The organism is Phenylobacterium sp. Root1290, from assembly GCF_001425305.1.
Taxonomy (GTDB): Bacteria; Pseudomonadota; Alphaproteobacteria; order Caulobacterales; family Caulobacteraceae; genus Phenylobacterium.
Genome location: NZ_LMEE01000003.1, coordinates 169511 through 183069, shown reverse-complemented (window position 1 = coordinate 183069; position 13559 = coordinate 169511). Strand labels below are relative to the sequence as shown.

Below are 13559 nucleotides of genomic sequence, written 5' to 3'. Positions count from 1 at the left end.
CCGATGCGCGCTGTCAGGAAATCTACGACCGCTTGAAGTCAAACTCGATTTTTCCGATAGGAATTATCGCGTCTATATGCGGTCGAGTTTGAACGAACTCCAACAAAACGAGGGGCAACAACCACATGACGTGGAAAACCAAACTCATCACCGGGGCGGCGGCGATCGCCTTCGCTTGGCCGGGCCTGGCCGCCGCCGACGAGGCGACCGACACGCGCATCAAGGCGCTCGAGGAACAACTGGAGCTGCTGCAGTCGCAGATCGCCGACCTCAAGCAGTCGACCGCCAACAACATCGCCGACGTCCGTAAGGAAGCGACCGCCACGAAGGTGTCGCTGGCCAACGGCCGTCCGACCATCGCCTCCGCCGACGGGAACTTCACCGCCTCGTTCCGCGGCGTGTTCCAACTTGACGCCGCCCATTACGACCAGGCGGCCGCTGGCCCGCTCGGCTCCGACTTCCGCCGCGGCTCGTACGGCGACGCCAGCGAGAACGATCACGCCCGCGACCTGTCGGACGGCGCCAACTTCCGCCGCGCGCGCATCGGCATCGAGGGCAAGGCCTTCGGCGCCTTCGACTACAACTTCCTCTACGACTTCGGCGGCTCCGGTACTGAAGAAGCCGGCAAGATCAGCGCCGCCTGGGTGCAGTACGGCTTCCCCGTCGCGGGTCTGAAGCTTCGGATCGGAGCCTTCTCGCCGCCGTCGGGCCTTGAAGAAGCGGTCTCCACCAACGGCTCGCTGTTCGTCGAGCGCGCGTCGCCAGCGGAAGTGGTTCGCGGCATCGCCGCGGGCGACGGCCGCACCGGGGTCGCCCTACTGGCTGGCGGCGACAACTGGACCGGCACGGCGGCGATCACCGGCAACATCATCGGTACATCGAGCTTCGATGAGCAGACCGCCTTTGTCGGCCGCCTGAGCTATGTGCCGTTCCGGCGCGACGACAGCCTGATCCACGTCGGGGTCAACACCTCGATCGTGTTCAACCCCGCCGCTGGCGGACCGGATGTGGCCGGCGCGCCCGCGACCACCAACATCCGCCTGCGCGACCGCCCGGAAATCCGCGTCGACGGCGCCCGCCTGATCGACACCGGCAACATCGACGCCGACGGACTGACCACCATCGGGGGCGAGTTCGGAGCCCAGTGGAAGAACCTCTACCTCCAGACCGAGTATTTCGACATCAAGGTCGACCGTAAGGGCCCGTTGTCGGATCCGGACTTCTCGGGCTGGTACGCCCAGGCCGGCTGGACGATCACCGGCGAGCCGCGCCGATATACCGCCGGCACCTTCGACGCCCCGCGCCCGGCCAAGGCCTTCGACCTGAAGGAGGGTACCTGGGGAGCCTGGGAGCTCGGGCTGCGTTACTCGAAACTGGACCTGAACTATCTCGCGGGCGCGCCGGGCACGGCTCCGGTCGCCTCGGCGATCCGCGGCGGCGAACAGGAGATCTTCACCCTGGGCCTGAACTGGTACGTCAACAGCGTTTTGCGGTTCCAGGCGGCCTTCCAGGACGTCTCGGTGGACCGTCTGTCCCCCGGCGGCACGGCATTCGGGACCGGAACGGCGACTCCGCCGGCCGGCGCCCAGGTCGGCCAGGACTTCAACATCTACTCGCTGCGCACTCAGTACGCGTTCTAACCCCACTGGCGGGTGGCGCGGCTACGGCCGGCCGCGTCCGCCCGCCGACGAGACCGAAGAACAAGGACCTCGATCCATGAGCCAGAATCGACAAGATCCGTCCCGCCGCGGCGTACTCGCCGCGGGAACCGCCGCCGGCGCAGCGGCCGTTGCTGCGCCGGCCCTGATGGCCGGCCCCGCCGCCGCCCAGGGCAAGGCCGTCACCTTGCTGAACGTCAGCTACGACCCGACCCGCGAGCTCTACAAGGACATCAACGCCGCCTACGCCAAGTACTGGAAGGACAAGGTCGGCCAGGACCTGGTGATCCAGCAGAGCCACGGCGGTTCAGGCAAGCAGGCCCGCTCGGTGATCGACGGCCTGCAGGCCGACGTCGTCACCCTGGCGCTGGCCAGCGACATCGACGAGATCGCCGCCAAGGCCAAGCTGCTGCCGGCGAACTGGCAATCGCGCCTGCCCAACAACTCGACGCCCTACACCTCGACCATCGTGTTCCTGGTCCGCAAGGGGAACCCCTGGAAGATCAAGGACTGGGGCGACCTGATCAAACCCGGCATCGACGTGATCACGCCGAACCCGAAGACCTCGGGCGGGGCCCGCTGGAACTATCTGGCGGCCTGGGCCTGGGCGCTGCGCCAGCCGGGCGGCAACGCCGCCAAGGCCGAGGCCTTCGTTGGCGAGCTCTTCAAGCATGTACCGGTGCTCGACACCGGGGCGCGCGGCTCGACCACCACCTTCGTCCAGCGCGGCATCGGCGACGTGCTGCTGTCATGGGAAAATGAAGCCTACCTGGCCATTGAGGAACTCGGCCCTGGCAAGGTGGACATCGTCTACCCGTCAGTCTCGATCCTGGCCGAACCGCCGGTGGCGCTGGTCGACAAGGTCGTCGACCGCAAGAAGACCCGCACCATCGCCGAGGGCTATCTGAACTTCCTCTACAGCCCGCTGGCCCAGGATCTGATCGGCAAGAACCACTACCGCCCGCGCGACCCGGCGGCGGCGGCCAAGTGGGCCAAGAAGTTCCCGAAGATCCCGCTGGTAACCATCGACGACACCTTCGGCGGCTGGAAGAAGGCCCAGGCCCTGCACTTTGGCGACGGTGGCGTCTTCGACAAGATTTACAAACCCCGCTGATCCGTCCCACAGGGATCGCCGCGAAGAGGGCGCGGGGCCTCAGGCTCCGCGCCCTTCTTCATGCGCGCAACCTTGGCCGCGGCGGCCCGTTGTGCGCCCATGGCCATGTCCCTGCCCGACATCGTCGGAACCGCCGCCGCGCTCTGCTCGATGGCCAGCTTCACGCCGCAGATCCTGAAGATCTGGCGCGAGAAGGACGCTTCGTCGATCAGCCTGCGGATGTACGTCGTGACGGTGACGGGATTCACGCTCTGGACGATCTACGGCGTGATGACCGGCAGTTGGCCGGTCATCGGGGCCAACAGCGTGTGCCTGCTGCTGTCGGGCGTCATCCTCGGGCTGAAGTGGCGGTTCCGCGACGGATAACCGCGCCATAGTTGGCGCCGCGGGCCGCCGTCATTAAGTTGCCGGGTCACTTCGCGCGTCATCCCTGACCGCTTCGCCAAAACCCGCTACCCGCGCGGCCCCCGGCCGGCGCGACAGGATGCCTTGATGTCGACTGATAGATTCGCTCCCGCCGAAGCCGCGCTGAAAGCCGGCGACGTCAACGAGGGCGTTCGCCTGATCGAGGCCGAACTGGAGCGAGACCCGAAGGCGCCCGTCGGGCTCTACCGCAACTTCACCGCCATCCTCTTCCGCCACGGCCGCTTCGAGCCAATGGGGCGGTGGGCCAAGGCCGGTGTCGAGCTGTATCCGAAGGACTACGACCTCTGGAACGTGCTCGGCGTAAGCTACCGCCGGGCCAAGAACTTCGACGAAGCGATCAAGGCGTTTCGGCAGGCCGAGAAGCTCAATCCGAAGAACACCTCGGCGCTGAGCAACCGCGGCAACGTCTACAACGACATGCGCAACGGCCCCGCGGCGGTGGAGGTCTTCACGAAGATCGTCCGCCTGCAGCCGAACTCGGCAGAGGCGCAACGGAACCTGGGCCGCGGCTACTGGTACGGCGGCGAGCTGGACAAGGCGATCATGCGCCTGAACCTGGCGGTGAAGCTGAAGCCGGACTATGTCGACGCCTGGCTCGATCTCGCGGCGACCACGGCCGAGCACAAGAGCTATCCCGAAGCCGTGGCGATCATCGACCAGGCCCTCGTCGCCAATCCGGACGGCATGCGCCTCTGCGAGGCTCGAAGCACCGCGCTGCGCCGTTCCGGCCGGCTGCGCGACGCTGAGGCCTATCTGATCTCGCTACGTGACCGCTACGAGGACCAGGCCTGGCTCCACCACCAGCTCGGCGGCGTGATCAGCGACTACGACCGCAAGCGCGGCAACGAGCACATGGAGATCGCGCTCAAGCTTGCGCCTGACAATTTTGACTATCGGATCGCGCTGGCCGAAAGCCTCGCGCGCTCGCGCCACGGCGACGAGGCCCAGCACCTCGAGCGCGCCTACCAGATCCTGAAGGAAGCCGTCGACCCGACGGTCAAGCTGAACCCGGCGGGCCTCAAGGTGGCGCTGGAGATCCTGATCCGGCTCGGCGACTACGACACCGCCGACATGCTGGGCAGCTTCTCCGAAGTCGGCCACAGCTGGGCGAGTTCAGGCAAGCATACCGCCCTTCTGGGGCACCTAGGGCGGATCACGAACCAGGAAGACCGGCTGGATCTGCTTGAAATGCACCGTGTCTGGGGCCGCGCCGTCGCCAAGACCATCGACCGTTGGCCGATCGAGCGCGCCGCGCCGCGGGCCGACAACGGCAAGCTGCGCATCGGTTTCATGTCGTCCGACCTGCGCAATCATCCCGTGGCGTACTTCGCCATGCCGCTGTTCCAGCACGTCGACCGCTCGCGCTTCGAGCTCTACTGCTACTCCTACTACCAGGGCGACCAAGCCGATCAGACCCAGACGCGGATCACGCAGCTGGTCGACGGGTTCCGCTGGGAGAAGGACATCAACGACCGCGACGCGGCCCAGATGATCGCCAACGACCAGGTCGACATGCTGATCGAACTGGGCGGATCCACGCACATGAACAAGCTGGGCGTCATGGCCTTCAACCCCGCGCCGCTGCAGGCCAGCTGGCTGGGCTATCCGCACTCAGCGGGCCTAGAGACCATCGACCACCTGATCCTCGATCCCTATGTCGCGCCGACCAGCCGCGACTTGCTGATCGAAGAACCACTGCTGATGCCCAAGAGCTGGATCGCCATGGGCGAGCAGGCATTTCCCGAGCGTCCGATCACCGAGGGCACGCCTGAGCAGCGCAAGGGTTTTCTGACCTTCGGCACCGCCAACAACCCCTACAAGTACAGCCGCGACATGGTGCGGACCTGGGCGCGGGTGACCGCAGCGGTCGAAAACGCCCAGTTCCTGTTCGTGCGCCCCGAAGGCGGGACGCCCACCTTCCGCAAGAACATTCTCGCGCTCTTCGCTGCGGAGGGCGTGGGCCCGGAACGCGTGCGGTTCGAGGACATCCGTGGCGCGCACATGCCATTCTACAATGAGATCGACATCGCCCTGGACACCTTCCCGCAGACGGGAGGCACCACGACTTGCGAGGCGTTATGGATGGGCGTGCCCACGATCAGCCTGGTCGGCGAGGCGATGTTCGAACGGCTGAGCTACTCGATCCTCACCAATGCGGGCCTCGGCGACCTGTGCGCCCGCACGCCGAACGAGTTCGTCGAGATCGCGCTGCGGCTGGCTGGCGATCCCGATCGCCGCGCGGCGCTGCGCACCGATCTGCGCGCGATGCTCAAGGCCAGCCCGCTCGGCCAGACCAAGCAGTTCGCCGCCGACTTCTATGAGATGCTGGAAGGCGCCATCAACCGGGCGCGGGCGAGCGGAAAGATCTCCGCCGCAGCCTAGCCCAGGAAGAAGCCCGGATCGGCGAGCGCGCCGGCGATCACGGTGCGCACATCGCGCGGCGCGACGCCAAGGCTCAGCAGCCGGCCGATGTCGCACACCGGTCCGTGCGGGGCGCCCTGGCCGGTCAGGTTCAGGGTCCATCCGGCGGCGGCGAAGACGGCGGCGACATCTCCATTGGAGATCGCCTCTCCACGCGCCACGTTAACGATCCCGTGCGCTTCCTGCGCATCCATGGCCAGCAGGGCGGCGATGACGTCGTCGGCATGGATGTAGTCGCGACCGGCCTGCGGGGAGCTATCGAGCGTCATCACCTTTTCCCGCCGCGCCCGCTTGAGCAGGTCCGAGAGGAAGCCGCCGGCGTCGTCGGTCCAGTCGAAGACATTGGCCAGGCGCGCCACCGCCGCACGGCCGCCAGAGCGCGCGAGGCAGAGGTTCTCGCCCAGCGCCTTGGAGAGATCATAGACGTTGCGCGGCGCGGCGACGTCGAACTCCAGGGTGTCGCTCTCATTGCCGCCGCGGGGGCCCAGGCTGTCATAGACCCGCGTCGAGGAGAGGTAGATAAGCCGCTCGAAGCTCGCATCGCGAAGCAGTTGAGTGAGCAGGCCGACATGAGCTTCGACCGTGTCGAAGGGCCGGACCATGAAGTCGCCGGTCAGGCCAGCGCAGTAGAACACGCGGCCAAGGTCGCGTCTGAACAGATCGCGATCCCCGCGTTCGGGCGCGTAGATGTCTTCGTCGCGTGCGTTCAGCGCGCCGAGCAGCCGCGAGCCGATGAAACCGCGGGCGCCGATGATCGTGTAGCGCGTCATTCGCCGCGCGCGCCGACGCGCTTGGCCGGGACGCCCGCGTAGATCGAATAGGGCTCCAGGACGCCGCGAACGACCGACCCGGCGGCGACGATGCATCCGGCCCCGATATCCGCGCCATCCAGCACCACGACGTTCGCGCCAAGCCAGACATCATCGCCGATGACAATTCCTCCCTTCGACGGGAGGAATCCCTGTTCACGGATCCGGCGCGAGCGATCGCCGAAAGCGTGGTTGGTCGGCGCAAGGGTGCAGTTGGCGGCGATCAACACTGCGTCGCCCAGCTTCACGCCGTTTCCGGTGTAGATCACCGTGCCCGAATTGATGGCGCAGTCAGCGCCGATGACCAGCTCGCCCATGCCGCCGGCTGGTTTGATCTTCACGAAGGCGTCGACCATCGTCCGCGCGCCGATGCGCATCAGCGTGCCCCGGGCCGAGGCTTCGATGTCGGCAAGTGGCGAAATCTTGGCGGATGGGTCGATGTCGAGCATGCGCGCAGTCTAAGAGGCGGCGTCGTGGTCGCGATAGCCCGCATCCCGCTCCGAAATGACGAGCGGTGTCGCAGGCCACTCGATGCCAAACGCCGGATCGTTCCAGCGCACGCCGCGGCCGTGACCCGGCTCGAAGATGCGGTCGATCTGGTAGAGGACGTCGGTGTCGTCCTCCAGTGTGATGAAGCCGTGGGCCATGCCCTTCCCGATCAGCAGGGCGCGGCCGCTCTGTGCGGAGAGCTCGGTCCCGGTCCAACGGCGGTAGGTCGGGCTGGAGGAGCGCAAGTCGACGGCGACGTCGAAGATCCGCCCGCGGACGACCCGGACCAGCTTGGCTTCCTCATGGGGGGCGGCTTCGTAGTGCATGCCGCGCAGCGTGCCCGCCCGGGCGTTGCGCGAGAGGCTGGTCTGCTGTGGGACGAACGGATGGCCGGCGGCCGCGAACTCGTCCGGGCAATGCAGCCGCGCGAACGCGCCGCGTTCGTCGCACATCAGGTCCAGATCGACGACAACGACGCCGTCGATGTCGGTCGCCGTGAACTGCATCAGCCGACGACCTTGGTGTCCGGCGCGGCGGTCACGAACTGCCCGCCCCAATCGCGGATATAGGCCAGTTGGCCCATGATCTCGTCCTTCAGGTTCCAAGGCAGGATGACTACGTAGTCGGGCTTGAAGTCCGCGATCGCCGCCGGAGCGTGGATCGGAATTTGCGTGCCCGGCAGGAAGCGGTCCTGCTTATGAGGATTGGCGTCGAACACCGCCACGATGTCGGCCGGCGTGACGCCGGCGTAGTTCAGGAAGGTGTTGCCCTTGGCGGCCGCCCCGTAGGCGGCGACGGTCTTGCCCTCGCTCTTGGCCTTGGCGAGGAATTCGAGGAAGCCACGACGGACCTCCTCCACGCGCGCGGCGAAGCCCTCGTAACCGGCCGGCTGATCCAGACGGGCGGCGTGCTCGCGGGCCCGCAGGTCCTTCAGCGCCTGGGTTTCCTGATGGGCGGAGGCCTCGTGGGCGCAGAACAGCCGCAGAGAGCCGCCATGGGTCGCCAGCAGCTCGACGTCGAACGGGCGCAGGCCGTTGGCGTGCAGCACCTTCTCCACCGCCAGCAGCGACAGGTAGGAGTAGTGCTCGTGATAGATGGTGTCGAACTGGACCTTCTCGATCAGGTTCAGCAGGTGCGGGAACTCGAAGGTCAGGACGCCTTCCGGCTTCAGCACGTGCTGGAAGCCGGCGACGAAGTCGCCGATGTCGGGCACGTGGGCCAGGACGTTGTTGCCGGCCATCAGGTCGGCGGAGATCCCGCGGGCCTTCAGGTCCCGGCCGGTGGCGTCGTTGAAGAAGGTGACTTCCGTCGGAACGCCGCGCTCCTTGATCGCCACCTCGGCGGTGTTCGCGGTCGGCTCGATCCCCAGCACCGGTACGCCCATCGCCTTGAAGTGCTGCAGCAGGTAGCCGTCGTTGGAGGCGACCTCGATGACCAGCGACTGCGGGCCGAGTCCGAAGCGGGCTGCCATCGCTTCCGCATAGCGCTTGGCGTGCGCCACCCAGCTCTCGGAATAGGCGGAAAAGTAGGCGTAACCCTCGTCGAAGATGGCGTCCGCCGCGACCGGATCGTCAGCCTGGACCAGGAAACAGGTCCCGCAGACGCGGGTGTGCAGCGGGTAAAACCCCTCCTTGCCAGACTCCAGTTGAGCCTTGGTCAGGTAGGAATTGGCCAACGGCTGATCGCCCAGGTCGAGAAACGTCTGGGTCAGCGGCGCGCGGCAGAAGCGGCAGGTCGGAGCAGTCATCAAAGGCTTTCGTAACGCGAGATCTGGTCGCGAATAAGGGCCAGGGCGTCGCCGCCATCGGCCTGGGCGCGGTACCAGTCCATGGTCCATTCAACGGCGGCGGGCGCGTCCAGCCGGCTTTCGAAGCCGAGCACCTGGCGGGCCAGGCTGGCGTCGATGCCGAGGGACTTGGCCTCCAGCGAATTGGGATCGGGTTCGTGGCGCCACGGCTTGGCGCCCAGGGCCTCGGTCGCCCGCGTGGCGAGTTCGCCGACGGTGACTTCCGGACCGCCAGGACGCGGACCGAAGTTGAGCGCACGCGGCGCCGCCGGGTCGGCGGCCAGCCGCTCGAGGAACACAAGGTAGCCGGCGACACAGTCGAGAACGTGCTGCCAGGGGCGAGTGGCTTCCGGATGGCGAAGGACGGTCTGGGCCTGGCTGGCGCCCGCGCGAACAATGTCGGCCACCAGTCGGTCGCGGGAGAAGTCGCCGCCGCCGATGACGTTGCCGCCACGAGCCGTGGCCAGCGGGACGCCAGCCTTCTCGAAGAAGCTGCGGGCGAAGGATTGAGTGACGATCTCGGCCGCCGCCTTGGAGGCGGAGTACGGATCCTTGCCGCCAAGGGCGTCGGTCTCCTGGAAGGCCCTGCCCTGCTCGTTGTTGGCGTAGACCTTGTCCGAAGTGACGACCAGGGCGGCCGACAGCGCCGACTGCGCGCGCAGGGCCTGCAGCAGGTGGACGGCGCCCATGATGTTGGCGGCGAAGGTCGCGACCGGATCCTCGATCGAGGTACGCACGATCGGCTGGGCCGCCATGTGCAGGACCAGATCGAACTCATGCGCCCCAATCAGCGCCTCGACCGCGGCCTGGTCGCGCAGGTCGACAAAATGAGAATCGACAAGGTCACGGACCCCAGCTTGGTCGAAGAGCGCCGGCGTCTGATCAGGGGCGAGCGACAGGCCCGTGACCTGAGCGCCCATCTGCGCCAGCCAGACCGCCGCCCACGAACCCTTGAACCCGGTGTGTCCCGTCAGCAGGACGCGCTTTCCCGACCAGAAGGCGGGGCTCGGTCGCGTCATTCCCAGAGCTTCCAGGGCGCCTTGCCCGACGCCCACAGGGACTCGAGCGTGTTCTTGTCGCGCAGGGTGTCCATGGCTGCCCAGAAGCCGTCATGCGGACGGGCCATCAGCTGGCCCTCACGGGCGAGGCTCTCCAGCGGCTCCAGTTCCCAGACGGTCGAATCGTCGGCGATTCGCTCGATCACCTGCGGTTCCAGGACGAAGAAGCCGCCATTGATCAGGCCGTTGTCGCCAGGGGGCTTTTCGATGAAGCGCTTGACGCCGCCATCGACGATCTCCAGCGCGCCGAAGCGTCCCGGCGGCGATACGGCGCTGACAGTGGCCTGCTTGCCGTGCCCCTTGTGAAACTCGACCAGCGCGCCGAGGTCGATATCGCTCACGCCGTCGCCATAGGTCAGGCAGAAGGGTTCGTTCGGGTCCAGATACTGCGCGACCCGCTTCAGCCGGCCGCCGGTCATCGTATCCGCACCGGTATCCACCAGCGTCACGCGCCAGGGCTCGTGATTGGTGGCGTGGTACTCGACGCTGCCCTTGGACAGATCGACCGTCAGGTCGGCGTTATGCAGGACGTAGTTGGCGAAGTACTCCTTCACCACATAGCCCTTGTAGCCCAGGCACACGATGAAGTCGTTGAAGCCGTAGTGCGAGTACAGCTTCATGATGTGCCAAAGGATCGGCCGTCCGCCCACCTCGATCATGGGCTTGGGCTTGAGGTGGCTTTCCTCGGAGATCCGCGTGCCCAGACCGCCGGCGAGAAGTACGACCTTCATCGTTAGGCGATCCGCTTCACGAAGGCGTCCGGCCAGTAGGTTACGCGTTCAGTCACCACGCCTTCGTTGAACGGGAAGGCCGGCTCTTCGACGATGAAGCGCTTGTCCTGCGCGACGAAGTCGTGGACCGCCTTTTGCGGATTGTTCCAGTCCCAGTCGTCGGCGGTGCGCGGGCCGCCCTTCACCTGCGCCATGATGCCATCGGTGGCCACGACGTAGGAGCCGACCTCGATCAGTTCCCCGTAGAGGCGGAGCTCTTCCAGCACGTGGGCGTGGGTGTGGTTGGAGTCCAGGACGACCAGCACCTTCTCGCCCGGCTTGATCTGGGCCTTGACCTGATCGAGCACTTCTGGAGCGGTCGAGGAGCCCTCGATCAGCTCGATACGCTTCTTCATCGGATGGGCTTCAATGGCGGCGCGGTTGTGCGGCCGGATCTCAATGTCGATGCCGACGACGCGGCCCTTGCCCATCGCTTCGAACAGCGAGGCATAGAAGATCAGCGAGCCGCCGTGGGCGACGCCGGTTTCCACCAGGACGTCGGGCTGGAGGGCGTAGATCACCTCCTGCAGGCGAATCATATCCTCAGGCAGCTGGATGATCGGTCGGCCCATCCAGGCGAAGGAGTAGACGTACTTGGAGTCCCAGGTGGCGCGCAGCCAAGCCTTGGACGCAGCCGCGAAGCCTTCGGCGCTCGCCAGGCTGTGACGAACCTCGGTCTCGCCGGTCTTGACGATGACCTCGCCGCGCTCTTCGTCGATGGTGGTGATCAAGTTCTTCAGGCCTTTGTGCGGATGCGTCGGGAACAGGAGATAGCCTGCCCGCCCCGACAGCGAAATCATGCCTCTATTATCTCGTGTCGTTTGCGCGATGAAGCCGTATCCAAGGGCTGATCGCCGCTAGCGGCATGGATTGGGGGCCAGGTGTGGCGTCGCGAGTGAACTTCATCATCGCCGGGGTGCAGAAGGCGGGGACCACGGCGTTGTTCGACTACCTGTCTGACGATCCGGCCTATGCGCTTTCGGCGACGAAGGAGGTGCACTTCTTCGACGACGAGAGCGTGGATTGGGCGGCGCCGGACTACGCCCCCTACCATGCGCAGTTCGACTGGCGGCGGGATGCGATCCGTGGTGAGGCGACGCCGATCTATCTCTATTGGCCGCGGTGCCTGGAGCGGATCGCCACCTACAATCGCGATGTCCGGCTGATCGTGATGTTGCGCGATCCGGTCGAGCGGGCTTGGTCGCACTGGCGAATGGAGACCTCGCGCGGGGTCGAAACCCAGCCATTCTCGTGGTGTATCCGGCAAGGACGGGCACGGTTGTTCGACGCCGAGCCGTGGGGCGCGCATCGGGAGTTCTCGTACGTCGAGCGCGGTTTCTACGGCGAGCAGATCGAGCGGCTGCTCGCCCTCTTCCCGCGCGAGCAGGTTCTGCTGCTTAAAGCCAATGATCTTCGGCGCGATCCGGGCGCGGCCCTGAATACGGTCGGGCAGTTTCTCGGAGCCCCGCCACGAGGCCCTGTCGAGCATCGCGATGTACATGTCGGGGAGGATATCGGCGGCGCGCTGTCGGTCGGCGACGTAGCCCATCTGCGGGAGATCTACGCCGAAGACATGGCGCGGTTGGCCCGGCTGACAGGCGTCTCCTTCTAGCGAGGTCATATTCCGGCCCCGGCGTCTGGCGACGTTGCGGGAAAGGAGACGCCCTTGAAGCACGCCCAATTGTTCCTCGCCGGGATCCTCGCCGCCTGCTCGCCAAGCGAGAAGGCCAGCAGTGCCGACGCCGTGCAAGCATCCGCGGCGCCGAACCCCGCGACGTCGGCGGAGGCCCCCGCGTCCGGCCCCCAGCTCACGTTCCCAGTGGCGTGCGTCGTCGGACAAACCTGCGAGGTGCAGAACTATGTCGATCATGACCCGGGCCCGGGGGCGAAGGACTTCCGCTGCGGGACAAACACCTATGACGGCCACGGGGGCATAGACATCCGCATCCACGACATGGCGGCCCAGCGCGCGGGCGTGGCGGTGCTCGCGGCCGCCCCCGGGCGCGTCGCGAGGCTTCGCGATGGCGTGGCTGACGTCTCCGTTCGGACGACAGGGGCGGCGGCGGTGAGCGGGGCGGAGTGCGGCAACGGCGTCGTTGTTGATCACGGCGACGGCTGGGAGACCCAGTACTGCCATCTGGCCAAAGGCAGCCTGAAGATCGCGGTGGGCGAACAGGTCGCCGCCGGTCAGCCGCTGGCGAACATCGGCCTCTCCGGCAACACCGAGTACCCGCACGCCCACATCACCGTCCGCCACAACAGCGCCATGGTCGACCCGTTCGCGCCGGCTTTGGCCCCCGCCGCTTGTGACGTCGGAACAGGCGGTCGGGGGATGTGGAGGCCTCAGGCTGCAGATGCCATGGCCTACAAGACCGGGGCGGTGCTCAACGCGGGCTTCGCGGACGCACCTGTTTCGATGGATGCGATCGAGGCTGGCGGAATCACTGCGCCGACCACGGCCTCGCCGATGCTGGTCGCCTATGTACGCGCAATCAACCTGCATGGCGGCGACGTTCAGGAACTGACGATTGTGGGGCCTGACGGACGGCCAGTGGCAACGGGCGGACAGCCGCCGCTAGATCGGGCAAAGGCCCAGTACATGACGTTCGTCGGCAAGCGTGCAACTGGCGCAGCGTGGCCGAAGGGCGAGTATCGCGCGACCTATGTGGTTCGCCGGGGGAGCGAGACGGCGGTGAGCCGCACGTTCTCGGTACGCCTGGGCGACTAGACCCGGAACCGCGCGCTACGGCGCCGCTCACAAATTCGTTAGCCCCCTTGAGGAACGCGTACGGCCTCTTTGCGCGTGAGTCGTGGTGCGTTACAGTTCGATGTCAGCCTTGCTCTCCATGGCTGTGTCGCATTGATCGGGCGGCGAAGCACCAGCTTCGCCGCCCGATTTCTTTTGTGCGACACCGCGGAGCGCCTCCCACAACATTCGGCCAGTAGCGGCCGCGCATGCCGAGCAGGCACACCAGGCATGAAAAAAGGGCCGCCCCGAAGGACGGCCCTCAATTCTTCTAAGGTCTGA

At 66.5% G+C, this 13559-nt stretch carries 13 protein-coding genes; 6 read left to right on the top strand and 7 right to left on the bottom strand.

The features are described 5' to 3' along the window. Positions 1-125 precede the first annotated feature (125 nt). The 4 genes from ASC79_RS15545 to ASC79_RS15530 all read left to right on the top strand — a co-directional run bounded on the left by ASC79_RS15545 (position 126) and on the right by ASC79_RS15530 (position 5580). Positions 126-1640 carry an OprO/OprP family phosphate-selective porin gene (locus ASC79_RS15545; RefSeq protein WP_056022568.1) on the top strand — a complete coding sequence of 505 codons (1515 nt, stop codon included), beginning with the start codon at positions 126-128 and terminating at the stop codon, positions 1638-1640. 76 nt (positions 1641-1716) lie between these two features. Further along, complete coding sequence (locus ASC79_RS15540) at positions 1717-2772, top strand: sulfate ABC transporter substrate-binding protein (protein WP_056022571.1); 1056 nt, start codon at positions 1717-1719, stop codon at positions 2770-2772. Positions 2773-2871: 99 nt separating this feature from the next. Further along, a complete protein-coding gene (locus tag ASC79_RS15535) occupies positions 2872-3138 on the top strand; it encodes a SemiSWEET family sugar transporter (RefSeq protein WP_056022574.1) in 267 nt (88 codons plus the stop codon). Positions 3139-3264: 126 nt separating this feature from the next. Beyond that, a complete protein-coding gene (locus tag ASC79_RS15530; protein ID WP_056022577.1) occupies positions 3265-5580 on the top strand; it encodes a glycosyltransferase family 41 protein in 2316 nt (771 codons plus the stop codon). On the opposite strand, the gene ASC79_RS15525 is transcribed toward ASC79_RS15530, so the two are convergent. The 7 genes from ASC79_RS15525 to ASC79_RS15495 are packed head-to-tail and all read right to left on the bottom strand — an operon-like array spanning position 5577 to position 11331. After that, positions 5577-6389: an NAD(P)-dependent oxidoreductase gene (locus tag ASC79_RS15525; protein WP_056022580.1), complete on the bottom strand. Its 813-nt coding sequence runs from the start codon at positions 6387-6389 to the stop codon at positions 5577-5579. The two genes, ASC79_RS15530 and ASC79_RS15525, sit on opposite strands and share 4 nt — an antisense overlap. After that, complete coding sequence (locus ASC79_RS15520) at positions 6386-6877, bottom strand: DapH/DapD/GlmU-related protein (protein WP_056022582.1); 492 nt, start codon at positions 6875-6877, stop codon at positions 6386-6388. Before ASC79_RS15520 ends, ASC79_RS15525 begins: the two co-directional genes overlap by 4 nt. 9 nt (positions 6878-6886) lie before the next feature. Further along, positions 6887-7423 carry a dTDP-4-dehydrorhamnose 3,5-epimerase family protein gene (locus ASC79_RS15515; RefSeq protein WP_056022585.1) on the bottom strand — a complete coding sequence of 179 codons (537 nt, stop codon included), beginning with the start codon at positions 7421-7423 and terminating at the stop codon, positions 6887-6889. Beyond that, positions 7423-8664: a class I SAM-dependent methyltransferase gene (locus tag ASC79_RS15510; RefSeq protein ID WP_056022588.1), complete on the bottom strand. Its 1242-nt coding sequence runs from the start codon at positions 8662-8664 to the stop codon at positions 7423-7425. The genes ASC79_RS15515 and ASC79_RS15510 overlap by 1 nt, the downstream gene beginning before the upstream one ends. After that, the gene (rfbG, locus tag ASC79_RS15505; protein WP_056022591.1) at positions 8664-9722 is read right to left on the bottom strand and encodes a CDP-glucose 4,6-dehydratase; all 1059 of its coding nucleotides are present in this window, start codon (positions 9720-9722) and stop codon (positions 8664-8666) included. Before rfbG ends, ASC79_RS15510 begins: the two co-directional genes overlap by 1 nt. Next, entirely contained in the window at positions 9719-10492 is a 774-nt protein-coding gene (gene rfbF, locus ASC79_RS15500) for a glucose-1-phosphate cytidylyltransferase (RefSeq protein ID WP_056022594.1), read from the bottom strand. Before rfbF ends, rfbG begins: the two co-directional genes overlap by 4 nt. A 2-nt stretch (positions 10493-10494) precedes the next feature. After that, positions 10495-11331 carry a cephalosporin hydroxylase family protein gene (locus ASC79_RS15495; RefSeq protein ID WP_082532156.1) on the bottom strand — a complete coding sequence of 279 codons (837 nt, stop codon included), beginning with the start codon at positions 11329-11331 and terminating at the stop codon, positions 10495-10497. 95 nt (positions 11332-11426) lie between these two features. On the opposite strand from ASC79_RS15495, the gene ASC79_RS15490 reads away from it, so the two are divergent. Beyond that, entirely contained in the window at positions 11427-12143 is a 717-nt protein-coding gene (locus ASC79_RS15490) for a sulfotransferase domain-containing protein (RefSeq protein ID WP_200937210.1), read from the top strand. A gap of 54 nt (positions 12144-12197) precedes the next feature. Beyond that, positions 12198-13259: a M23 family metallopeptidase gene (locus tag ASC79_RS15485; protein ID WP_056022599.1), complete on the top strand. Its 1062-nt coding sequence runs from the start codon at positions 12198-12200 to the stop codon at positions 13257-13259. Positions 13260-13559: the final 300 nt, after the last annotated feature.